Origin of the sequence: Citrobacter arsenatis, assembly GCF_004353845.1 — a bacterium.
GTDB classification, from domain to species: domain Bacteria; phylum Pseudomonadota; class Gammaproteobacteria; order Enterobacterales; family Enterobacteriaceae; genus Citrobacter; species Citrobacter arsenatis.
Genome location: NZ_CP037864.1, coordinates 832,528 through 857,023, shown reverse-complemented (window position 1 = coordinate 857,023; position 24,496 = coordinate 832,528). Strand labels below are relative to the sequence as shown.

Sequence of the window (24,496 nt, the reverse complement as noted above, 5' to 3'; positions counted from 1 at the left end):
TTAATGTGCGTTGGTCTCTTTAAAAATTAAAACTCTTTTCGCAGCCAGCTATTGAGTCGTTTGATCCACGAGCCAACTGATGCCGTTACGCGTTTTTCAACTTCAGCTTCACCACTCAAATGGGATTCTTTCCCGTAGTGAAGCAGCCCCACCGCCGTTGAATAATACGGCTCCTGGGCATAATCCGTCAGACCAGTGATATTCAGCGGTGCGCCAATACGTACTTGCGTATGGAACACGCGCTGTGCGCAGGCTGCAAGACCTTCAATTTGCGCAGCACCACCGGTTAACACAATCCCCGCCGCCAGATGATGTTTCACACCCTGCTGGCGAAGCTGTTCTTGTAATTGCAAAATTTCTTCGTTGACCAGGTTGAGCAGCTCGGTATAACGCGGCTCAATGACCTCAGCCAGGGTCTGACGTTGCAGGCTGCGCGGCGGACGCCCCCCTACGCTTGGCACTTCAACGCTCTCGTCTTTACCGACGATGGAACCCAGAGCGCAACCATGACGCACTTTGATGGCTTCAGCATCGCTCGGCGGCGTACCAAAGGCATACGCGATATCGCTGGTTACGACATTCCCTGCATAAGGGATAACTTTAGTGTGGCGCAACGCCCCGCCAGTATAAACGGCGATGTCCATTGTACCACCACCAATATCTACCACGCAGACACCCAGTTCACGTTCATCTTCCGTCAATACGGAATAACTGGCTGCCAACCCGGCAAAAATCAGTTGGTCAACTTTCAGACCACAACGTTCAACGGCTTTGACAATATTCTTCGCCATGTCGTTGTGGCAGGTAATAAGATGAACTTTTGCCTGCATACGCACGCCGGAAAGACCGACCGGATTTTTGATACCTTCCTGGTAGTCGATGGCGTATTCCTGCGGAATAACGTGCAGCACACGATGTTCATCGCGAACGCGTACGGATTTTGCCGTATGTACCACGTTCTCCACATCTTCCTGCGTCACTTCCTCTTCGGAAATGGGCACCATACCAATTTCATTCTGACAGCTAATATGTTTACCGGAAAGCGCCAGATACACAGAGGAGATCTGGCAATCTGCCATCAGTTCAGCCTGGTCAATGGCGCGCTGTACGCATTTCACCACTGACTCAAGGTCGTTCACCCCGCCTTTATCCATACCTCGCGATGGGCAACTGCCCACGCCAATGATATTGACCATACCGTCGGGCAGAACTTCCCCTACTAAAGCGGCTACCTTCGCGGTGCCAATCTCCAGTCCAACTACCAGTTTTCTGTCCGTCGCCTTGATCATTGTTGTTCTGCCTGTGCCTGATTCTGTTGCTGATTAGATTCCTCAGGAGGCAAGGGAACCCAGCCTACTGCCGCTCCTGAGTCATAACGCAAATCAACGTAGCTAATCCGTTTGCCATCGGTTTGCGCCTGCTGCTGTAAAACCGGGTACAGTTCCACAAAGCGAGCCAAACGTTTTATCGTATCGCCCCTGCCCAGATTCAGCTTAATATCGTTATTCAGCGTCAACTGCCAGGAACGACGAGCGGTCATCGCCGCTTCCTTCAGGGTGAATCTATCCTTAGCCAGCACCTGCCCCATATCACGGAACCCTTGCAGCACTTCACTTGCGCTACCTTCTGGTCCGTACAACATAGGTAATACCTGCTTATTGGCCCGACCGGTTGGGACGCTGAACGTATTTCCTTCGGCATCCACCATGTGTTGGTCATTCCAACGCGCTATTGGCACATATTCAACCAGATGAATCTTCAATTCATCAGGCCATTGCTTTCTGACGCTCGCCTGTTTTATCCAGGGGAGGCGTTCAATCTGGCTCTGGATGATGTTCACATCCTGAGTCATAAAGGTTCCCGGAGCACCCAGCGCCAGGATCGACTGACGGATATCGTCATTACGCGTGTAATGTCGTTCGCCGGTTAACACCAGTTTTGACAATGGCAAACGCTGCGCATCTTCCATCCATCCCAACACTACCCAGCCGCTGACAAACACGGTGCACAGTACTGTCAGCAGGAACAGGATTCCTGCAAGACGCGTTCCATTATTGCGGCGTGAGGAGTTTACTTCTTCTTCATCACCGTTTCGCGTGTTCAGCGCAGCCTGCGACATATCAGTCCGCCAACTCCAGAATTCTTACCACCAACTGCGAGAAGCTCAGGCCCGCCTGACGCGCCGCCATCGGCACCAGGCTGTGGCTGGTCATACCCGGAGAGGTATTAGCTTCCAGCAGATAAAACTGGCCATCGCTGTCCAGCATGACGTCAATGCGCCCCCAACCTTTACAGCCCAGGGCGGTCCACGCTTTCAGGACTAAATCCTGTAAAAGAGCCTCTTGTTCGACTTCCAGACCTGCTGGGCAGAAATATTGTGTCTCATCAGAGAGATACTTCGCCTCATAATCATAGAAGGTTCCCGCGGGTTGGATACGTATTGACGGTAAAATTTCTTCACCGAGTATCGCAACTGTAAATTCCGGGCCACTGAGCCATTTTTCAATCAGTACTTCTTCATCATGCTGAAAAGCCAATGCTAATGCACCCTGCAAAGCATTTTCTTCTTCAACTTTTGACATCCCTACGCTGGAGCCTTCACGGCTTGGCTTCACAATCAGCGGCAAACCTAATGCAGAAATTTTTGTAACCACTTCATCGCTAAGACCTTTTTCGAACTCAGCGCGGGTCAACGCAACCCAAGGCGCAACAGGTAAACCTGCGCCCTGCCACAGCAGTTTGCTGCGCAGTTTGTCCATCGAAATCGCGGCAGCCATGACGCCACTGCCGGTATACGGCAGGCCAATCAGCTCCAGCATTCCCTGCAACGTGCCATCTTCCCCACCACGACCGTGCAGTGCAATAAACACCTTCTGAAAACCCATAGATTTCAGAAGAGTGACATCAACCTCTTTTGGGTCGACCGGATGGGCATCGACACCACCCTCACGTAACCCAGCCAGCACGGCCGCGCCGGAATTCAGCGAGACTTCACGCTCTGCGGAGGTTCCCCCTAACAGGACCGCGATTTTATCAGCCATGTTGTTCTTCCTCCGGGTTTTGCGGCTTCAGTTTGATTTCAGCTAAGGAACGCGCGATTTTGCCGATATTTCCAGCGCCCTGCACCAAAATCAGATCGTTGCCGGTTAATACCGGTGCCAACATTTCTGCTACCTGAGCCGGATCGGATACCAGAATCGGATCGATCTTACCGCGACCACGAATCGTACGGCACAGTGAACGGCTGTCAGCCCCCGGAATCGCGGCTTCGCCCGCAGCGTACACATCCAGCATCAACAGCGCATCGACCTGAGTCAGCACGTTAGCAAAGTCGTCATACAGATCGCGTGTACGCGTAAACCGGTGCGGCTGGAACAGCATCACCAGATTCTTATCCGGCCAGCCTGCACGTGCGGCTTTAATCGTGGCGTCCACTTCTGTTGGGTGGTGACCATAATCATCGACCAGCATCGCAGTCCCGGCTTTACCGTTTACCGGCTCAAGCGGGAATTCGCCGAGGAAGTCGAAACGACGTCCGGTCCCCTGGAAACTTTCCAGCGCGCGCAGAATAGCGTCGTCCTCAATGCCTTCTTCCGTCGCGACCGCTACCGCAGCCGCCGCGTTCAGCGCATTGTGGCGGCCTGGCGCATTTAACGTAACGCGCAAATCGGCCATTCCCTGACGCACCAGCGTGAAGTGCCCCTGTGGACCAATCTGCTGATAATCTTCAACGCGTACATCGGCATCATCACTGAAACCATAGGTTGTGGTTTGACGACCAACTCGCGGTAACAGTTCGCGGATCACCGGATCGTCAACGCACATCACCGCACGACCATAAAACGGCAAGTTATGCAGGAAATTAATAAACGTCTGCTTTAAATTTTCGAAATCGCCATGGTAGGTATCCATATGGTCGGCTTCGATATTGGTGACGATCGCCACCATCGGCTGCAGATGCAGGAACGACGCGTCGCTCTCATCCGCTTCGGCAATCAAATAACGGCTATGTCCCAGGCGCGCATGAACGCCTGCGGCTTTCACCAGACCGCCGTTGACAAAAGTCGGATCCAGACCCGCTTCCGCGTAAATGCTGGAGACCATCGCCGTGGTCGTGGTTTTACCGTGCGTCCCGGCAATGGCGATGCCATGACGAAAACGCATTAATTCCGCCAGCATTTCAGCACGACGGATCACCGGAATGCGCGCTTCATGTGCCGCAACGATTTCCGGGTTATCCGCAGAAATAGCGCTGGATACCACCACCACGCTCGCATCGCGTACGTTTTCCGGGCGATGGTTGAAGAAAATCGTGGCGCCCAGATTCGTCAACTGCTGCGTCACCGGATTCGGCGCTAAGTCAGAACCGCTGATCTGATAACCTTCATTGGCCAAAACTTCGGCAATACCGCCCATCCCAGCACCACCGATGCCGACAAAGTGAATGTGCCGAACGCGACGCATTTCGGGCACGATGGAACGCAGTTTTGCCAATTGTTGTGTATTCATTCTTTAGCCATTAACTTCTTAGTTCATGCGATGCAAAAGGCATCACCACAATTACACCCGGGCAGCCCGGCTCACTTCATTTGCCACGCGCTCAGTGGCATCCGGTATGGATGCGGCGCGCGCACGTTCTGCCATGGTTAATAAGGTTTCTCGCGACCACCCGGCAAGGGTGCTGGCGACGGCATCCACAGTAAACTGGGGCTGCTCGAGAATTTTGGCTGCGCCCGCTTTCTCCAGCGGTAACGCATTCCAGTACTGCTGTCTGTCTTTGTGCTGGAACGGCACAAACAGCGCGGGTAAACCTGCGGCGGCAATCTCGCTCACCGTCAGCGCGCCTGAGCGACAAACCACGACATCCGCCCACGCATAGGCCGCTGCCATATCATCAATAAACTCAGTGACCTTGTGCTGCGACTGCCCTGCATCGGCATACGCCTGTTCAACGGTCTGCTGCGCGCCTTTGCCGCTCTGATGCCAGATAGTCACCGCGTCGCCAAGCTTTGCGGCAACCTGCGGCATCGTCTGGTTCAAAATACGTGCGCCCTGCGATCCACCAACAACCAGCACGCGAACCGGACCTTCACGACCGGCCAGACGCTCCTGAGGTAACGGCAGCGCCAGTACGTCAGTGCGTACCGGATTGCCAACCACTTCCGCATTCGGGAAAGCACCAGGAAAGGCCTGCATCACCGTAGTCGCAATCTTCGCCAGCCATTTGTTGGTTAATCCCGCAATGCCGTTCTGTTCATGCAGTACAACCGGAATGCCTAATGACCAGGCCGCCAGACCGCCAGGGCCAGACACATAGCCGCCCATACCCAGCACCACATCAGGCTTAAACTGCTTCATGATGGCGCGAGCCTGACGCCAGGCATTAAAGATACGTACGGGTGCGGCAAGCAGCGCGTTGACGCCTTTGCCACGCAAACCTGAGATGCGAATAAAGTCAATTTCAATGCCGTGTTTCGGCACTAAGTCCGCTTCCATACGATCGGCGGTGCCCAGCCAACGAACCTGCCAGCCCTGGGCCATTAAATGGTGCGCGACCGCCAGCCCCGGGAACACATGCCCGCCGGTACCGCCTGCCATCACCATTAACCGCTTCGGTTGACCACTCATCGTGCACCTCGTGTAAACGCCTGGGCTTTTTCCAGACGCGTTTCATAATCAATACGTAACAAAAACATGATGGCCGTCGACATAATCAACAAACTGGAACCACCATAACTAATAAGCGGCAACGTCAGACCTTTAGTTGGCAGCATACCTGCTGCTGCACCGACGTTTACCAGTGCCTGGAAGCTAAACCAAATCCCGATGGAGCAAGCTAAAAAGCCTGAAAAACGGTGGTCAATTTCCAGCGCCTTACGGCCAATCGACATCGCGCGAAAAGCGACGAAGAATACCATTAAAAGTGCCAATACCACACCGATATAACCCAGCTCTTCCCCAATAATGGCGAAGATGAAGTCGGTGTGCGCTTCCGGTAAATACTCCAGCTTTTGGACGGAATTCCCTAAGCCTTGCCCCCAAACCTCACCGCGACCAAAAGCCATCAGCGATTGCGTTAGCTGGTAGCCACTGCCGAACGGATCTTCCCATGGGTTCCAGAAGGAGGTTACGCGGCGAATACGATACGGCTCAGCAAGGATCAACAGTACGACCGCCGAAATCCCCATGCCGATGATGGCAATGAACTGCCACAGTTTCGCGCCGGCGAGAAACAGCATCGCCAGGGTAGTGACAAACAGCACCACCACCGTACCCAGGTCAGGCTGCGCCAGCAGCAAAATAGCCAGCACCAGGATCACGCCCATTGGTTTTAAGAAGCCGCGCAGGTTGTTACGCACTTCATCCACTTTACGCACCAGGTAGTTGGCGAGATAACAGAACAGCGACAGTTTGGTAAATTCCGCAGGCTGAATACGCAGCGGCCCCAACGCAATCCAGCGCGACGCACCGTTAACAGAGCTACCCACCACCAGCACGATCAGCAGCATGATGATCGAGGCTATCAGCATCGTCGTACTGTATTTTTGCCAGAACTCCATCGGCAGACGCAGCGTCACCATCGCCAGACAGAACGCGAGGAAGATGTACAGCGCGTCACGCTTGGCAAACAGGAAAGGATCGCCCGCCAGGCGCTGCCCTACGGGCATCGATGCCGATGTCACCATCACAAAGCCGATCGCTGCCAGACCAAAGGTCAGCCACAGCAGCATGCGGTCATACATGATCAGGCTGTCCGCGTCTTTATCTCGCGACGCCATCACCCAGCCTTTAAGTGCCGCAAAGACCCACGCCAGGACACCCAGTCCCGGTAAGCGCGGCATTCTCAGACGAGGGAGAGATAAGCGCATCAACCCAACTCCTTCGCCAGGCGGGTAAAGACGTCACCGCGTTGCTCAAAACTCTTGAACTGGTCAAGGCTGGCGCAGGCCGGCGACAGCAGCACCATATCGCCCGGCTTCACGCGCGGTGCAAGCAGACGCATTGCCTGCTCCATGGTTTCAGTTTGTTCCGTAACGTCAGGGCGCAGAGCGGCAAGCTGTGCGCCATCGCGACCAAAGCAGTACAGACGAATGTTGTCGCCGGTCAGGTAACGTTGCAGCGGCGTAAAATCGGCGGATTTCCCGTCGCCGCCCAGCAGCAGGTGCAAAGTACCCTCAACATGCAGACCATTCAGCGCGGCCTCAGTGCTGCCGACATTAGTGGCTTTAGAATCGTTAATCCAGCGCACGCCGTTGTGTTCAAGCACAACCTGGAAACGGTGCGCCAGGCCGGTAAACGTGGTCAGCGCTTTCAGGCTCGACGCCCGCGGCAGACCCGCGGCATCCGCCAGCGCCAGCGCAGCCAGGGCGTTGGTGTAGTTATGCTGACCGGAAAGCGTCATCTCTTTCACGTTGAGAACTTTTTCACCCTTCACCCGCAGCCAGGTTTCACCCTGCTGACGGTTCAGGTGATAGTCACCCATGTTGACGCCAAAACTCACGCAACGCTCATCCGCCCCGCGAATCGGCATGGTCAGCGCATCATCAGCGTTGACCACACACACTTTCGCGTTCTCATAGACGCGCAGTTTGGCCGCACGGTACTGCTGCAAGCCAAACGGATATCTGTCCATATGATCTTCGGTGACGTTCAAAATGGTGGCGGCTACGGCGTGTAAGCTGGAGGTTGTTTCCAACTGAAAGCTCGACAGTTCCAGAACATACAGCTCACGTTCGTCATCCAGCAGCATCAGCGCGGGCAGGCCGATATTACCGCCAACCCCCACGTTCACACCGGCCGCTTTCGCCATCTCACCTACCAACGTAGTAACAGTGCTTTTCCCGTTGGAACCGGTGATCGCGACGATCGGTGCCTGCGCTTCGCGACAGAACAGCTCAATGTCGCCAACAATTTCAATTCCCGCATCGGCGGCGGCGCTCAGTGAAGGATGCGCCAGGGCAATACCAGGGCTGGCGACGATAAGATCGGCAGCCAGCAGCCAGTCATCATTCAGGCTGCCAACATGACGCTCAACCGCTTCCGGTAATTTGTCCAGGCCCGGCGGCGTCGCGCGGGTATCCATTACGCGCGGTGTCACGCCACGCGCCAGGAAGAAATCCACGCAGGATAGCCCGGTCAAACCCAGACCGATAATGACGACTTTTTTACCCTGGTAATCAGCCATGATTAACGTACCTTCAGCGTTGCCAGGCCAATCAGCACCAGCATCAGCGAAATAATCCAGAAGCGAACAATTACGCGCGGTTCCGGCCAGCCTTTCAGTTCATAGTGATGGTGAATCGGCGCCATACGGAAGATGCGCTGTCCGCGCAGCTTAAAGGAGCCAACCTGCAGAATGACCGACAGCGTTTCTACGACAAATACGCCGCCCATGATCACCAGCAGGAACTCCTGACGCAGCAGCACGGCAATAATGCCCAGCGCGCCGCCCAGCGCCAGCGATCCGACGTCGCCCATAAAGACCTGCGCCGGATAAGTGTTAAACCACAGGAAGCCTAAGCCCGCGCCGACAATCGCCGTACAGACGATCACCAGTTCGCCGGCATGGCGTAAGTAAGGAATGTGCAGATAGTTGGCGAAGTTCATGTTACCGGTCGCCCACGCCACCAGCGCAAAACCCGCAGCCACGAACACGGTCGGCATAATCGCCAGACCATCCAGGCCATCAGTGAGGTTGACCGCGTTGCCAGTCCCCACAATCACGAAGTACGCCAGCAGCACGTAGAACAGCCCCAACTGCGGCATCACGTCTTTAAAGAACGGCACCACCAGCTCGGTAGCCGGGGTATCTTTACCGGCCAGATACAGCGCAAAGGCCACACCCAGCGCAATCACCGACATCCAGAAGTACTTCCAGCGCGCAATCAGGCCCTTGGTGTCTTTACGTACCACTTTGCGGTAGTCGTCGACAAAACCGATAATGCCGTAACCGACCAATACCACCAGCACGCACCATACGTACGGGTTTGACGGGTATGCCCACAGCAGTACGGAGATAACAATCGCGGTGAGGATCATAATCCCGCCCATAGTCGGCGTACCGCGTTTACTGAAGTGTGATTCCGGACCGTCGTTACGCACGACCTGTCCAAAGGACATTTTTTGCAAGCGGGCGATCATGCGCGGGCCCATCCACAATGAGATGAACAGCGCGGTCAGCAGGCTGACGATGGCACGAAACGTCAGATAGGAAAAGACGTTAAAGCCGGAATAATATTTGACCAAATGCTCGGCCAGCCAAACTAACATGTCCCATTCTCCTGTAATGCGCGTACTACCTCTTCCATGGCGGCACTACGTGAACCCTTCACTAAAATCGTCATGATCTGATGTTCTGCAATCAGTGCCTTAAGATGCTCGGTCAGCGCGGTTTTATCCGCAAAATGCTCACCAACACCGCTGGCATGACTAATTGCCTGACTCAGTTTTCCTGTACTCAGCACGCGGTCGATGCCTGCAGCCTTCGCAGCCTCGCCCACCTGTTCGTGGCAGGCTTCGCTTTCCGCGCCAAGCTCTGCCATATCGCCAACCACCAGCACACGGTAGCCAGGCATTTCGGACAGCACCTGTACCGCTGCGGTCATTGAGCCGACGTTAGCGTTATAGGAGTCGTCCAGTAGCAGCTGATTTTCTGCCAGTTGAACCGGGAACAAACGCCCCGGCACCGCTTGCAGATCCTTCAGACCCGCTTTGATCGCTTCGAGCGTCGCGCCTACCGCCATAGAGAGCGCAGCCGCCGCCAGGGCGTTAGCAATGTTGTGACGACCCGGCAGGGGCAGCAGAACATCAATGCTTCCGGTTGGCGTTTGCAGCGAAAACTCTGTGCCGTGTGAGGTCACATGAACGTTAGCCGCCGAAAAGTCGCTGTTAGCCGCATTCGGCGAGAAGCGCCAGACTTTGCGATCGCCGATGATGCTCTGCCAGTTCAGCCAGTCGTTGTTGTCGGCATTCATAATGGCGATACCGTTCGCTGACAGTCCGGTAAAAATCTCACCTTTTGCCTTCGCAACGCCCGCCAGAGAGCCGAAGCCTTCCAGATGCGCGGCGGCCAGGTTGTTCACCAGCGCCGCTTCCGGGCGCGTCAGACCAACGGTCCAGGCGATTTCGCCCTGATGATTAGCGCCAAGCTCAATCACGGCATAGTCGTAATCATTGTTTAAGCGCAGCAGCGTCATCGGGACGCCAATGTCGTTATTAAGGTTGCCCGCGGTATATAAAGTGTTGCCGCACTGACTCAGAATGGACGCCGTCATCTCTTTGACGGACGTTTTCCCGGAAGAGCCGGTCAGCGCAACAACGCGCGCCGGAACCTGGGCGCGTACCCACGCAGCCAGCTCACCAAACGCCAGACGCGTATCTTTAACAATCAGCTGCGGCAGATCGGTATTCAGTGGACGGCTGACCAGCAGCGCACCCGCCCCGTTCTCGTGCGCCTTATCGGCAAAATCGTGGGCGTCAAAGCGTTCGCCTTTCAGCGCCACAAACAGGCAGCCCGGCGTCACTTTACGCGTATCGGTTGTCACCGCATCAAGGGTCAGATCGGCCCCTTTGAGTTCGCCACGGAGGATCTCCGCCAGTTGGCTGAGCGTTACGCTAATCATGCGATTACCCCCAGCAGACGCGCTGCCGTGACGCGGTCTGAATAGTCGAGGCGCTGCGAACCTACGATCTGGTAATCTTCATGACCTTTCCCGGCCACCAGCACCACGTCATTTTCTTTCGCCTGCATAATGGCGTTAGTCACCGCTTCTGCGCGACCTTCCATCACCTTCGCCCGTCCGGCATCCAGCATTCCCGCCAGAATGTCGTTAATAATGGCGCGCGGCTCTTCGGTACGCGGGTTGTCATCGGTCACCACGACAACATCAGCAAACTGTTCGGCAATCGCACCCATCAACGGACGTTTGCCTTTGTCGCGATCGCCGCCGCAGCCAAAGACGCACCAAAGCTTGCCAGTACAGTGCAGACGTGCCGCCTGCAGCGCTTTTTCCAGCGCATCTGGCGTATGGGCGTAATCAACCACAACGGTGGTTTTACCCGGCGCGCTGAACACTTCCATACGCCCGCAAACTGGCTGCAATTGTGTCGCCGTTTTCAGTAAATCCGCTAACGGATATCCCAGCGCCAGCAGCGTCGCCAGCGCCAACAGCAGATTGCTGACGTTAAACGCGCCCATCAGGCGGCTTTCAATTTCACCGTCACCCCATGAGGAGGTAAAACGAATCGTTGCCCCGCTGTCGTGATAATTCACGTCGACCGCTTTTAACCAACGACCATGACAGTTCGGGTTGATGTGGTCTTCCATCGAAACAGCAACCGCATCCGGGAGTTTGGCCAGCCAGCGACGACCGACTTCATCATCCGCATTGACAATGGCCTGACCGCAATGGTGCGTGGAATACAGCAGCCATTTCGCGGCTTCGTAATGTTCCATGTCGCCGTGGTAGTCGAGATGGTCACGGCTTAGGTTAGTAAATACTGATGCGGCAAACTTCAGCGCCGCCACGCGATGCTGAACCAGGCCGTGTGAAGACACTTCCATCGCGCCAACCGTTGCGCCCTGCGCAGCCAGCCCCGCCAGCACATGTTGGACATCAACGGCTGAGCCGGTAGTATTTTCCGTCGGGATCACTTTGCCCAGCAGGCCATTGCCTACTGTTCCCATTACCGCGCTGGTTTCGCCAAGCAGTTGGCTCCACTGCGCCAGCAATTGGGTGGTGGTGGTTTTACCGTTGGTCCCGGTTACGCCGACCAGACGCATTTTTTCAGAAGGCTCGTGGTAAAAACGGCCTGCCAGTGCAGATAAACGTTCGTTAAGCTGGCTGAGATAGATAACCGGAACGCCGTGCATTTCACGGATTTCACCGTCAGTAGCCTCATCTTTTGCTTCTGCAATAATGGCAGCCACACCTTGCGCTATCGCCTGCGGGATATACCGACGCCCGTCCGCCTGATGACCCAAAACTGCGACAAAGAGATCGCCCGATGCAGCCACACGGCTGTCAAGCGTCATCTCCCGCAGTGCTCGCTCCGGTGCACCCGGCACCCATGGAGCAAGAAGGTCGCGCAAATTACGATCTGCCACCTGTTGCCTCGCCTTGATTATTCACAAATTCATTTTTATCGCCCGTTGTCAGCGCATCCGGCTCGATGTTCATGGTACGCAGTACGCCGCCCATGATGGCACCAAAGACCGGCGCGGAAACGGCGCCACCGTAGTATTTACCCGCCTGCGGATCGTTGATAACAACAACCAGCGCGAAGCGCGGCTGACTCGCAGGCGCAACGCCTGCGGTATAAGCAATGTATTTGTTGATGTAGCGGCCATCCGGGCCTACTTTTTTCGCCGTACCGGTTTTAATGGCGATACGATAGCCTTTAATCGCCGCCTTCACGCCGCCGCCGCCGGGCAGCGCCACGCTTTCCATCATGTGCACCACGGTACGCACGGTTGATTCCGGGAAGATACGCTCGCCCGGAACCGGAGGGTCAACTTTGGTAATCGACAGCGGTCGATAAACGCCGTAGCTGCCGATCGTTGCATAGACTCGCGCTAACTGTAACGGCGTTACCATTAGCCCATAGCCGAAAGAGAAGGTGGCCCTCTCTATGTCAGACCACCGTTGTTTTTGAGGATATAAGCCACTGCGTTCTCCGACCAACCCCAAATTGGTCGCTTTTCCCAGCCCAAAACGTGAGTAAGTGTCTACTAACGCTGAGGACGGCATCGCTAACGCCAGCTTGGAAACACCGACGTTACTCGACTTCTGCAAAACCCCGGTGAGGGTTAATTCGCTATAACGCGCCACGTCTTTGATTTCGTGGCCATTAATTCGGTAAGGAATGGTGTTAAGTACGGTATTTTCACGTACCACGCCACGCTGCAGCGCCGTCATCACCACCATCGGTTTGACGGTAGAACCCGGTTCAAACACGTCGGTAATGGTGCGGTTACGCATCGCGTCTTTCGGCGTACCGGTGAGATTGTTCGGGTTGTAGGACGGACTGTTCGCCATCGCCAGCACTTCACCGGTGTTCACATCCACCAGTACCGCACTGCCTGACTCCGCCTTGTTAAACGCCACGGCGTTATTCAGTTCACGATAGACCAGCGCCTGTAAACGCTCATCGATGCTTAGCGCAAGGTTATGCGCCGCCTGACTGTCGGTAGAGGAAATATCTTCAATGACGCGGCCATAACGGTCTTTACGTACAATACGTTCGCCCGGTTGTCCGGTGAGCCATTTGTCGAAGCTTTTTTCAACGCCTTCAATCCCCTGGCTGTCGACGTTAGTAAAGCCGATGAGGTGAGCAGTCACTTCTCCGGAAGGATAGTAACGGCGGGATTCTTCACGCAGGTGAATACCTGGCAGCTTGAGTTTTTTGATGTAGTCGGCCATGTCAGGGTTTACCTGACGCGCCAGATAGATAAAGCGCCCTTTCGGGTTGGCATTAATGCGGGAGGCCAGTTGATCGAGCGGGAGGTTCAGCGCCGTCGACAACGCTCTCCAGCGTTCACCAACGCTCACGCCGCCTGCGTCATGCACCTCTTTCGGGTCGGCCCAAATCGCTTTCACCGGCACGCTCACCGCCAGCGGACGACCAGAGCGGTCGGTAATCATCCCGCGCGATGTGGAGACTTCCTGGACACGCAGAGAGCGCATGTCGCCCTGACGCACCAGCATGTCCGGCGCGATGATTTGCAGCCAGGCAACGCGCCCGAGCAGAAAACCCAGTGCCAGCAAAATACAGCCGCACAGTAACGCAAAACGCCAACTGATAAAGTTGGCTTGTTCTTCCTGGCGTTTTGGTTTGTGCGTTTTTGCCGCTGCTTTCATGCGTCGCGTTTATCCTTATTTTTGTACTACGATATTTTCTTGTGAGGGATCAACATGCTGCATTTGCAGCTTTTCCGTTGCGATCCGTTCAACACGGCTATGGTCGCCGAGCGCGTTCTCCTCAAGGATCAAGTTACGCCATTCGATATCCAGCGCATCTCGCTCCAGAACCAGCTGCTCACGCTGCGCGGTCAGTAACCGCGTATGGTGTGCTGTTGTCACGACGGTAACCGCCGTCAAAATAATGCAAATGAACAGGCAGAGTGGCAGCTTCCCATACCGCAAAAGATCGTCACCGATCACGCCAGGCAAGGCATGGCGCTCGTTGCTTCCTATCGATCCTTTAACTTTGCTGAGGGCTTCTGTCACTCTGCTGATCATGCGTTCGTCCTCTCTGCAATACGCAGAACTGAACTACGGGCACGAGGATTTTCAGCTACCTCTTCTTCACCCGGCATCATCTTGCCTAGTGCTCTTAACTCACGGCCGCCCAGTTTTTTGATCTGCGCTTCGGTCATCGGTATTCCAGCCGGAACCTGAGGACCACGGCTTTGTTCACGCATAAAGCGTTTCACAATGCGATCTTCAAGCGAATGGAAACTGATTATCGAAAGCCGACCACCTGGTGCCAGCACGCTGAGCGAGCTTTTTAGCGCCTGCTCTATCTCCTCCAGTTCACTGTTCACCCAAATGCGCACCGCCTGGAAGGTACGGGTCGCGGGATGTTTGAATTTGTCTTTCACCGGCATTGCCGCCGCAATCACTTCCGCCAGCTCTTTGGTACGGGTCATTGGTTCGATGCGGTTGCGCTCAACGATGGCGCGCGCAATACGTTTGCCGAAGCGCTCTTCGCCAAAGGTTTTAATCACCCAGGCAATGTCTGCTTCATCGGCGGTTTGCAGCCATTCGGCCGCTGACTGACCGCGTGTCGGGTCCATTCGCATATCTAACGGACCGTCACGCATAAATGAGAATCCACGCTCCGCGTCATCAAGCTGCGGAGAAGAAACCCCAAGATCGAGAAGAATCCCGTCGATCTTACCGGTCAGTCCGCGCTCGGCGACATAGTCAGCCAGCGCAGAAAAAGGTCCATGGACGATGGAAAAACGGGGATCGGTAATCGTCTTTGCAACGGCAATAGCCTGCGGATCGCGATCGATAGCCAGTAAGCGTCCCTCTTCGCCAAGCTGGGAGAGGATCAGACGTGAGTGACCACCGCGACCAAATGTCCCGTCAATGTAGATGCCGTCTGGACGAATATTCAGGCCGTTTACGGCTTCATCCAGCAACACCGTTGTATGTTTATAATTTTCCATCATTTTATAGAGACAAATCCTGCAATCGTTCCGACAGCGCGCCGGTAACAGACTGCTCAGCGTCGATATCTTCCTTGACCTGTTGATACCAGGTCGTTTCATCCCACAGCTCAAACTTATTGAACTGCCCAACCAGCATCACTTCTTTCGTTAGCCCCGCGTGTTGCCGCAGAATGGGCGCTATCAATAAGCGACCAGCGCTATCCATCTGACATTCGCTGGCATGACCCAACAACAGGCGCTGTACGCGACGCTCAACTGGATTCATGCTCGACAGACGCGATAACTTCTGTTCGATAATTTCCCATTCAGGCAGGGGGTACAGCAGCAGGCACGGGTGATGGATGTCAATGGTGCAAACCATTTGACCGGTAGCGCTCTCGAGCAGTTGATCCCGGTAACGGGTAGGCACGGATAAGCGCCCTTTACTGTCGAGATTAACTAACGTTGCTCCCCGGAACATGCCAGCGTCACCCCCGATTACCACTTTATCCCACAAATTCCCACTTAAAGGAGTTTACGGAGCGGAGGAAAACCTTGTCAAGCAAGTCACGGCGCTTAGCGGAGCAAAAAACACATTGTTTACGGCTAATATCAGCGTTGAACAAATTCCGTACAGCAAACGAAGCAAATTAACGTCATGAATATTTGTAAGAAAAAAATCCAACAACTCATGATTGTTTAAAACAACTGAATATCATCAAAAGAAAATATAAAGTGTCAGTTTGCGACGCGAGCGGCATTTTAGGACAATATGCAGCGAGATAACAGTACCAGTTAATCAGTCTGTACGCCGCATAGGAGCGAGGTAAGGGTGAGATTGCCGCAATGCCGCAGCAAAGTGTTTGTTAATTCGGCAAATCCCCACAAGCATGTAACAAAATAATACAATCGTAACGCGTCGTTACGTCTCAATAACCCAAAAATGGATAGTTGCATTTTTAATTCGGCATAATTCAAGAATCAATTTCAGATAATTCTAAAGAATATTCTTAATTATAATGCGGTTATTTCTGAGAATGGAATATTTGATGACGTCAGAGGCTTATCCCACCAACGCCATCAATAGAGGCTTAGTTACGGCTTAGAATACCGCGACGGTATAGATTACGTCGTATACGCGTTAAACCTGGTTTTGGTTTACGCGGCTCATCAAGGCTTGCCAGCACAATCTCCAGCACACGCTCAGCGACGTCACGATGGCGCTGAGCCACCGCCAGTACCGGGCACTGCAGAAAGTCGAGCAGCTCGTGGTCACCAAACGTCGCAATCGCCAAATCAGACGGTAGCTGCCCGTCGCGACGCAGGGTCACATCCATCACCCCCTGCAGTAGGGCAAACGATGTGGTAAACAGCGCCTGCGGCATTGGATGCGTTTCCAGCCACTTATCAAACAACTGCGCGGCTGCTTCCCGCTCATAGCTGTTGGCATACAGGAAATGCACTTCGCGCGGATCGTCTTTCCACGCGGTACGGAAACCCTGTTCGCGCAGGAAACTGACGGATAACTCAGGAAGCGCCCCCAGATAGAGTACGGTTTCAGCAGGGAATTTACGCAGTTCCTCCGCCAGCATTTGCGCATCATCCTGGTCTGCGCCCACCACGCTGGTGAAGTGTTCGCGATCCAGCGCGCGATCCAACGCCACAATCGGGAATGAACTGTTCGCCCAGCGCTGGTAGAACGGGTGTTCAGGCGGCAAGGAAGTCGACACAATAATGGCATCAACCTGGCGTTGTAAAAGATGCTCAATACAGCGCATTTCGTTATCCGGCTGATCTTCAGAGCAGGCAATCAACAGTTGATATCCGCGCTGACGCGCCTGACGCTCCAGATAATTTGCGATCCGGGTATAGCTCGTGTTCTCGAGATCCGGGATCACTAGTCCGATAGAACGTGTGCGTCCAGCACGCAGCCCGGCCGCCACGGCATTCGGGTGGTAATTATGCTCACGCACCACCGCCATGACTTTTTCAACCGTTTTGTCGCTTACGCGATATTGCTTTGCTTTGCCATTAATAACGTAGCTTGCAGTCGTTCGCGAAACGCCGGCCAACCGAGCGATTTCATCCAGTTTCACAATTGCCCCTTGCGTAAAATGTACAAACCATAACCTTTAAGACGGCATGGGTTAAACTTCTTAACATCTAAGCGCAGAATAATGACTGCGGCAACCGCTTTTGCCTCTGGTTACTGCTGATTTCGCAAAAAAAAGCGCAACAGGTAGCATCAGCGAAAACGGGTACGTTACCCTGTAGACCGGATTAGGCGTTTACGCCGCCATCCGGCATGACCTCTGCGATGATGCCTGATGACGCTGTGCTTATCAGACCTACAGTCGACTATTAGCGCATAATTTTATCGCCGCGAGAAAGCCCCACCACGCCGGAACGGGCAACTTCCACAATTTTGGCAACTTCACGCAAGGTTGCCAGAAACGCATCCAACTTATCGCTGGTGCCCGCCAGTTGTACGGTGTAGATCGACGGCGTAACGTCGATGATTTGCCCCCGGAAAATCTCCGTGTTGCGTTTTACCTCTTCCCGTCCATAGCCACTGGCCTGGATTTTCACCAGCATGATTTCTCGTTCAACGTGAGCGCCCTGCCCCAGTTCACTGACGCGCAGAACATCCACCAGCTTGTGTAGCTGCTTTTCGATCTGCTCCAGGACTTTCTCATCACCAACCGTCTGAATCGTCATCCGCGATAAAGTCGGGTCGTCAGTCGGCGCGACGGTCAGGCTTTCAATGTTGTATCCACGCTGGGCGAAGAGGCCAATCACACGCGACAATGCACCCGACTCGTTTTCCAGCAATACTGATAATATCCGGCGCATAATCAGGTCCTCTCCGTTTTGCTTAACCACATTTCATCCATCCCGCCCCCACGAATCTGCATCGGGTAGACATGTTCACTGCCGTCGACGGTGACATCGACAAACACCAGGCGATGGTTACGCACATGTTCCAGCGCTTCGCCCAGCTTGCTCTCCAGTTCATCTGGATGGTTAATCTGGATACCGATATGCCCATAAGCCTCAGCAAGGCGCACAAAATCAGGCAGCGACTGCATGTAAGACTGAGAGTGACGCCCGGAGTAGATCATGTCCTGCCACTGCTTGACCATGCCGAGATAGCGGTTGTTAAGATTGAGCACCAGTACCGGCAGCTCATATTGCAGTGCCGTCGACAATTCCTGGATGTTCATCTGAATGCTGCCATCTCCGGTCACGCACACCACCGTTTCATCCGGCAGCGCCATTTTCACCCCTAACGCCGCGGGCAAACCGAATCCCATGGTGCCGAGCCCGCCTGAGTTAATCCAACGGCGCGGTTTGTCAAACGGATAGTAAAGTGCGGCAAACATTTGGTGCTGGCCTACGTCAGAGGTCACATACGCATCCCCTTTCGTCAGACGCCAGATAGTTTCTATCACCGCCTGCGGTTTAATGCTTTCGCTTTGGGTGTCGTATTTCAGACACTGACGGGCGCGCCAGTGTTCAATCTGTTGCCACCAGTCACGGTTATCGTCCAGCGGCTGCTGCGATTTCTCCTGCTCCAGCAGTTCAAGCATCTGATCCAGTACCAGGCGAGCATCGCCCACAATCGGAATATCCGCAGTAACGGTTTTGGAAATGGAGGTCGGATCGATGTCGATATGCAGCACCGTCGCATTCGGGCAATATTTTGCCAGGTTATTCGTCGTTCGATCGTCAAAGCGAACGCCGACGGCAAAGATCACATCGGAATGATGCATAGTCATATTGGCTTCGTACGTACCATGCATACCCAGCATGCCCAGCGCCTGACGATGCGTGGCCGGAAACGCGCCTAGCCCCATCAGCGAGGAGACAACCGGCAGATTAAGTGCTTCGGCAATCTGCCCCAGCTGTTGGTGGCAGGCAGCATTCACCGCGCCACCACCCACATACACAACGGGTTTCTTCGCTGCGACCAGCGTCTGCAGAGCACGTTTTATCTGCCCTTTATGCCCGGTGGTTGTCGGATTATACGAACGCATACTCACCGACTCCGGCCAGCTATAAGGCAGTTTTTTCGCCGGATTCAGAATATCTTTTGGCAAATCCACTACCACCGGCCCCGGGCGACCGCTTGCCGCCAGCCAGAAGGCTTTTTTCAGCACCTGCGGGATGTCTTCCGTTTGTTTAACCAGGAAGCTGTGTTTTACCACCGGGCGGGATATGCCCACCATGTCGCACTCCTGAAAGGCATCGTAGCCAATCAGGGAGGTGGCAACCTGTCCGGAGAGGATCACCAGCGGAATAGAGTCCATATATGCCGTTGCAATCCCGGTGATCGCATTAGTCGCCCCCGGTCCAGAAGTGACCAAAACAACGCCCACTTCCCCCGTGGCGCGCGCCAGGCCATCCGCCATATGTACCGCGGCCTGCTCATGACGGACCAGCACATGATCAATACCGCCGACCGTATGCAACGCATCATAAATATCGAGGACGGCCCCCCCGGGATAACCGAATACCTGCTTCACACCCTGATCGATGAGCGATCGGACGACCATCTCGGCTCCAGACAACATCTCCATGGCTTGCCTCACTCTTATAATGAATTACGGTTTAACAACACATTAACCGCTGACGATGACGCATGGCAATTGACTCCGAAGGGGTGGCACTGGAGTAAATAAGAATAAAACGGAGGAAAGAATCGAATAAATGGAGAATTAAACCAGCATAAGCAATTGATATGATAAATAATCGCTTAAAAAGGGAGACTTACAGCAATTACTCTATTTTTTTACACGTCATGGTACATATAAAAAGTCGAGTTCAGCATAAAATTTCAGTTCTCAAGATAAAAGCAGAATAAACCAGATGTACCACCCGATTTATTCTGCCAACGACTACTGCTTGCAGACAGAGACCAACAGCTCTTCCATCCATTGATGTCCTTTATCGCGCCCCGCAGCTTCATGCCAGGAAAGATAACATGTGCGACTGTTCAATTTTAAAGGCAAAGGCAATATCTGCAGTTCTAAAGAATCGGCGAACTCTTCTGCCAACCAACGCGGTGCTATTGATACCAGATGCGTTTGCGACACAATATTAAGTACACTAATTAATGCCATTCCCTGATAAGCCACGCAGGATTGTTTATCCGGAGTGTCGTACCACGGTTGGCTGAATGAAGCGAAGCGATCGAGTGAAACCACGGCATGCTGTTCATTATAGAGATTGCTTTCCAGCAAAGGGCCACTAATGCGCGGATGCTTTTTACTCGCCACTAACACCATTTCGTCATTAAATAACGGAATACTGGAGAATTCTGGACGACGGAACTCTTCATAACTAATAACAAATTCGGTTTCCTGGTAACGCAATTGATGTTCTGTATTTTGGTTGAGCGAAGATTTAAATACGACATTAATGTTTGGCGCGACTTGCTCGACACGATTATAAATCAATGATGTCAGGATATTATCCAATGGACTGCATACGCAAAGATTGAATACACGCTCGCTGCTGGCAGGTTCGAAGCCAGAACCAGGCAGTTCATTCTGTACTAATTGTAATGCCTGGCGAACGGAGCCAAACAGCTGGAAGGCTCTTGCTGTCGGCTGGATCCCGCGCCCATACCGAACAAAAAGCTCATCGTTAAACATGACCTTCAGGCGTGCAACCGCATTACTGACAGCGGGTTGTGACATCCCCAGCATATGCGCGGCACGGGTAATATTTTGCTCCTGCATTACCGCATCAAAAACGGTTAATAAATTGAGATCAACCATTCGAAGCTGTGGTTTTCCTTGCTCTATAATATTTGGTTTATCTATTATTTTTACTTCTGGCATATTTAACTCCACTGTCACTCTAAACTCCCTTTTCCCAGACGGAGTGCAGAAATAATCTCCGTTAATATGATTTACCATGCATATAAAATGAGAAAAAGAGAAAACATTAAAATTAGGAAAACATAAAGGTACAAACCTAAATGAACAAAAGACCAATGCGAGCGCAGTGTGGCAGATGTCACTGCACGATGATTCATATGTTTAAATTTCAAAAACAATATAACCATAAGCACGACGAATACACAATCATACGAATTATGAATACGTATTTAAGTTTTAATTAAATATTTATATCATTAATACATTAATAGTTAACATTAATTTATCAATTATGTGGTAACACACAGGCTCCACCCATTCATGAGCACTATAAAAATAGAAAAATCATAAAGATATGAAATTCCAAACGAGTTGCTTTCATCAATTCATCGTTACAATAAATGCAAATAAATATGCTCAAATATTTCAAACCATGAAAAATATGTTCAGCCCTCAGAGGATTAATTTTATATACCCTGAAAAATTCAGCACAATTCGCTTAAGTTTTGCAGAAACTTTATCCCTTAACCAGAGCATTTACGAGGGATGGGGTTGACATCAGTCTTCATATCCAGTACCACTAAAAGCATATCGCATTCGCCTGGAGCTTGATTGATGACTTACATTGCTCGTTTTAACGGTCTACTACTACTAAACGCATCCTCATTGCGCGGTAGACTGGTGGACGACATTCAGCATTAAGTCAGCTCCAGTTAAGACAAAAACCCGCGCCGTTGCGCGGGTTTTTTTATGCTCGAAGCAAGGCGCCCTAAAGACCAAGGACCTAAACCATGAGCCAGCAAGTCATTATTTTCGATACCACCTTACGCGACGGTGAACAGGCGTTACAGGCAAGCCTGAGTGTGAAAGAAAAACTGCAGATTGCGCTGGCCCTCGAGCGTATGGGTGTTGACGTGATGGAAGTGGGTTTCCCGGTTTCTTCACCGGGTGACTTTGAGTCCGTACAAACCATTGCTCGTCAGGTTAAGAACAGCCGCGTCTGCGCCTTAGCCCGCTGCGTAGAAAAAGATATCGACGTTGCAGCTGAGTCCCTGAAGGTCGCTGAGGCTTTCCGCATTCACACATTTATTGCCACCTCGCCGATGCATATCGCGACGAAATTACGCAGTACGCTGGATGAAGTGATTGAACGTGCGGTCTACATGGTTAAGCGTGCGCGTAATTACACCGATGACGTGGAATTCTCATGCGAAGATGCAGGCCGTACCCCTATCGCTGACCTGGCACGCGTGGTTGAAGCGGCGATTAATGCGGGAGCCAAAACCATTAATATCCCCGATACCGTTGGCTACACCATGCCTTTCGAATTTGGGGCAATCATTTCTGGTCTGTATGAACGCGTACCGAATATCGACAAAGCCATCATCTCTGTGCATACCCATGATGATTTAGGCCTGGGCGTCGGCAATGCTCTGGCGGCCGTTCACGCCGGTGCTCGCCAGGTGGAAGGCGCAATGAACGGTATCGGCGAACGCGCCGGTAACTGCTCGCTGGAAGAAGTAATCATGGCAATTAAAGTGCGCAAAGATATTCTGAACGTACAGACCCGTATTAATCACCAGGAAATCTGGCGTACCAGCCAGTTAGTCAGCCAAATTTGTAATATGCCTATTCCGGCCAACAAAGCCATTGTCGGTAGCGGCGCGTTTGCCCACTCCTCCGGCATCCATCAGGACGGCGTACTGAAAAATCGTGAAAACTACGAAATCATGACGCCTGAATCCATCGGCCTGAACCAGGTGCAACTGAACCTGACCTCCCGTTCCGGACGTGCCGCGGTGAAACACCGTATGGACGAGATGGGATATAAAGAGAATGAATACAGCCTGGATAACCTGTACGACGCGTTCCTGAAGCTGGCGGATAAAAAAGGTCAGGTATTCGATTACGACCTGGAAGCACTGGCCTTTATTAATAAGCAGCAGGAAGAGCCGGAGCATTTCCGCCTGGATTACTTCAGCGTGCAGTCCGGCTCAAATGACATCGCCACCGCCTCCGTGAAGCTGGCCTGCGGTGAAGAAGTCAAAGCCGAAGCGGCGAACGGTAACGGCCCGGTCGATGCCATTTATCAGGCCATCAACCGTGTGACTGAGTACAACGTCGAACTGGTGAAATACAGCCTGACCGCCAAAGGGCACGGTAAAGATGCGCTGGGTCAGGTGGATATCGTTGCCAACTATAACGGTCGTCGCTTCCACGGCGTCGGTCTGGCAACAGATATCGTCGAATCTTCCGCTAAAGCGATGATCCATGTGCTGAACAACATCTGGCGCGCCGAAGAAGTCGAAAAAGAATTGCAACGCAAAGCTCAGAACAACGAGAACAACAAGGAAACCGTGTGATGTCGAAGAATTATCATATTGCTGTTTTGCCGGGTGACGGTATTGGCCCGGAAGTGATGGCGCAAGCCTTGAAGGTACTGGACGCAATCCGCAATCGTTTTAACATGCGCATTACCACCAGCCACTACGACGTGGGTGGTGCCGCTATCGATAACCACGGTCAGCCGCTGCCGCCTGCGACGGTTGAAGGTTGTGAACAGGCCGACGCCATTTTGTTTGGCTCCGTCGGCGGCCCGAAATGGGAAAATCTGCCGCCAAACCAGCAACCTGAACGCGGTGCGCTGCTGCCGTTGCGTAAGCACTTCAAATTATTCAGCAACTTGCGCCCGGCTAAGTTGTACCAGGGTCTGGAAGCATTTTGCCCTCTGCGTGCAGATATCGCCGCGAATGGTTTCGACATCCTGTGCGTGCGCGAACTGACCGGCGGGATCTACTTCGGTCAGCCAAAAGGCCGCGAAGGCAGCGGACAACATGAAAAAGCGTTTGATACCGAGGTTTACCACCGCTTTGAGATCGAGCGTATTGCGCGTATCGCGTTTGAATCCGCTCGCCAGCGTCGCCGCAAAGTCACGTCGATTGATAAAGCCAACGTACTGCAAACATCAATTCTGTGGCGTCAAATCGTCAATGAAATTGCTAATGAGTATCCGGACGTTGAACTGGCGCATATGTACATCGACAACGCGACGATGCAGTTAATCAAAGATCCGTCCCAGTTCGACGTACTGCTGTGCTCCAACCTGTTTGGCGATATTCTGTCTGACGAGTGTGCCATGATCACCGGTTCAATGGGGATGTTACCGTCAGCCAGCCTGAATGAGCAGGGCTTTGGCCTGTACGAACCCGCTGGCGGCTCCGCTCCGGATATCGCCGGGAAAAACATTGCCAACCCTATCGCCCAGATCCTGTCGCTGGCGCTGCTGCTGCGCTACAGCCTGGATGCCAATGATGCGGCAACCGCAATTGAGAGCGCCATCAATCGCGCATTAGAAGAAGGCATTCGCACCGGTGACTTAGCCCGTGGCGCTGCCGCAGTCGGTACTGATGAAATGGGTGACATCATTGCCCGTTACGTCGCAGAAGGGGTGTAA

Annotated in this window: 21 protein-coding genes; 3 read left to right on the top strand and 18 right to left on the bottom strand. The window is 53.2% G+C overall.

What is annotated here, in order from left to right:
* Window positions 1–26: 26 nt before the first annotated feature.
* From ftsA to leuO, 18 genes are all read right to left on the bottom strand, one after another.
* Window positions 27–1,289 carry a cell division protein FtsA gene (gene ftsA, locus E1B03_RS05010; RefSeq protein ID WP_003018755.1) on the bottom strand — a complete coding sequence of 421 codons (1,263 nt, stop codon included), beginning with the start codon at window positions 1,287–1,289 and terminating at the stop codon, window positions 27–29.
* Complete coding sequence (ftsQ, locus tag E1B03_RS05005; RefSeq protein WP_003018758.1) at window positions 1,286–2,119, bottom strand: cell division protein FtsQ; 834 nt, start codon at window positions 2,117–2,119, stop codon at window positions 1,286–1,288. Before ftsQ ends, ftsA begins: the two co-directional genes overlap by 4 nt.
* A 1-nt stretch (window position 2,120) precedes the next feature.
* Entirely contained in the window at window positions 2,121–3,041 is a 921-nt protein-coding gene (locus E1B03_RS05000) for a D-alanine--D-alanine ligase (RefSeq protein ID WP_133085778.1), read from the bottom strand.
* Window positions 3,034–4,509 (bottom strand): UDP-N-acetylmuramate--L-alanine ligase, encoded by a 1,476-nt coding sequence (murC, locus tag E1B03_RS04995; protein ID WP_016151698.1) that lies wholly within the window; start codon window positions 4,507–4,509, stop codon window positions 3,034–3,036. The genes E1B03_RS05000 and murC overlap by 8 nt, the downstream gene beginning before the upstream one ends.
* 51 nt (window positions 4,510–4,560) lie before the next feature.
* On the bottom strand, window positions 4,561–5,628 hold the full coding sequence (gene murG, locus E1B03_RS04990) for an undecaprenyldiphospho-muramoylpentapeptide beta-N-acetylglucosaminyltransferase (RefSeq protein ID WP_103768399.1): 1,068 nt from the start codon (window positions 5,626–5,628) through the stop codon (window positions 4,561–4,563).
* Window positions 5,625–6,869, bottom strand: a complete 1,245-nt coding sequence (gene ftsW / locus E1B03_RS04985) for a cell division protein FtsW (protein ID WP_016155689.1) — start codon at window positions 6,867–6,869, stop codon at window positions 5,625–5,627. Before ftsW ends, murG begins: the two co-directional genes overlap by 4 nt.
* The gene (gene murD, locus E1B03_RS04980; RefSeq protein ID WP_133085777.1) at window positions 6,869–8,185 is read right to left on the bottom strand and encodes a UDP-N-acetylmuramoyl-L-alanine--D-glutamate ligase; all 1,317 of its coding nucleotides are present in this window, start codon (window positions 8,183–8,185) and stop codon (window positions 6,869–6,871) included. The genes ftsW and murD overlap by 1 nt, the downstream gene beginning before the upstream one ends.
* A gap of 2 nt (window positions 8,186–8,187) precedes the next feature.
* Window positions 8,188–9,270, bottom strand: a complete 1,083-nt coding sequence (gene mraY / locus E1B03_RS04975) for a phospho-N-acetylmuramoyl-pentapeptide-transferase (RefSeq protein WP_016151694.1) — start codon at window positions 9,268–9,270, stop codon at window positions 8,188–8,190.
* A complete protein-coding gene (gene murF / locus E1B03_RS04970; protein ID WP_133085776.1) occupies window positions 9,264–10,622 on the bottom strand; it encodes a UDP-N-acetylmuramoyl-tripeptide--D-alanyl-D-alanine ligase in 1,359 nt (452 codons plus the stop codon). Before murF ends, mraY begins: the two co-directional genes overlap by 7 nt.
* A complete protein-coding gene (gene murE / locus E1B03_RS04965) occupies window positions 10,619–12,106 on the bottom strand; it encodes a UDP-N-acetylmuramoyl-L-alanyl-D-glutamate--2,6-diaminopimelate ligase (protein ID WP_133085775.1) in 1,488 nt (495 codons plus the stop codon). Before murE ends, murF begins: the two co-directional genes overlap by 4 nt.
* Window positions 12,093–13,859: a peptidoglycan glycosyltransferase FtsI gene (ftsI, locus tag E1B03_RS04960; protein ID WP_016151691.1), complete on the bottom strand. Its 1,767-nt coding sequence runs from the start codon at window positions 13,857–13,859 to the stop codon at window positions 12,093–12,095. The genes murE and ftsI overlap by 14 nt, the downstream gene beginning before the upstream one ends.
* A 15-nt stretch (window positions 13,860–13,874) precedes the next feature.
* Window positions 13,875–14,240 carry a cell division protein FtsL gene (gene ftsL / locus E1B03_RS04955; RefSeq protein ID WP_006686695.1) on the bottom strand — a complete coding sequence of 122 codons (366 nt, stop codon included), beginning with the start codon at window positions 14,238–14,240 and terminating at the stop codon, window positions 13,875–13,877.
* On the bottom strand, window positions 14,237–15,178 hold the full coding sequence (gene rsmH, locus E1B03_RS04950) for a 16S rRNA (cytosine(1402)-N(4))-methyltransferase RsmH (RefSeq protein WP_006686694.1): 942 nt from the start codon (window positions 15,176–15,178) through the stop codon (window positions 14,237–14,239). Before rsmH ends, ftsL begins: the two co-directional genes overlap by 4 nt.
* Window position 15,179: 1 nt before the next feature.
* On the bottom strand, window positions 15,180–15,638 hold the full coding sequence (mraZ, locus tag E1B03_RS04945) for a division/cell wall cluster transcriptional repressor MraZ (protein ID WP_005124560.1): 459 nt from the start codon (window positions 15,636–15,638) through the stop codon (window positions 15,180–15,182).
* 610 nt (window positions 15,639–16,248) lie between these two features.
* A complete protein-coding gene (gene cra, locus E1B03_RS04940; protein ID WP_016151689.1) occupies window positions 16,249–17,253 on the bottom strand; it encodes a catabolite repressor/activator in 1,005 nt (334 codons plus the stop codon).
* 265 nt (window positions 17,254–17,518) lie between these two features.
* Complete coding sequence (gene ilvN / locus E1B03_RS04935) at window positions 17,519–18,010, bottom strand: acetolactate synthase small subunit (protein ID WP_003829566.1); 492 nt, start codon at window positions 18,008–18,010, stop codon at window positions 17,519–17,521.
* A 2-nt stretch (window positions 18,011–18,012) separates the two neighbouring features.
* Window positions 18,013–19,737, bottom strand: coding sequence for an acetolactate synthase 3 large subunit (ilvI, locus tag E1B03_RS04930; RefSeq protein ID WP_103768404.1), 1,725 nt, complete (start codon window positions 19,735–19,737; stop codon window positions 18,013–18,015).
* Window positions 19,738–20,055: 318 nt separating this feature from the next.
* Window positions 20,056–21,003 carry a transcriptional regulator LeuO gene (gene leuO, locus E1B03_RS04925; RefSeq protein WP_133085774.1) on the bottom strand — a complete coding sequence of 316 codons (948 nt, stop codon included), beginning with the start codon at window positions 21,001–21,003 and terminating at the stop codon, window positions 20,056–20,058.
* Window positions 21,004–21,657: 654 nt separating this feature from the next.
* On the opposite strand from leuO, the gene leuL reads away from it, so the two are divergent.
* The 3 genes from leuL to leuB all read left to right on the top strand — a co-directional run bounded on the left by leuL (window position 21,658) and on the right by leuB (window position 24,496).
* Entirely contained in the window at window positions 21,658–21,744 is an 87-nt protein-coding gene (leuL, locus tag E1B03_RS04920) for a leu operon leader peptide (protein WP_048998978.1), read from the top strand.
* Window positions 21,745–21,833: 89 nt separating this feature from the next.
* Window positions 21,834–23,405 (top strand): 2-isopropylmalate synthase, encoded by a 1,572-nt coding sequence (leuA, locus tag E1B03_RS04915; protein WP_133085773.1) that lies wholly within the window; start codon window positions 21,834–21,836, stop codon window positions 23,403–23,405.
* Complete coding sequence (leuB, locus tag E1B03_RS04910) at window positions 23,405–24,496, top strand: 3-isopropylmalate dehydrogenase (protein WP_016155686.1); 1,092 nt, start codon at window positions 23,405–23,407, stop codon at window positions 24,494–24,496. The genes leuA and leuB overlap by 1 nt, the downstream gene beginning before the upstream one ends.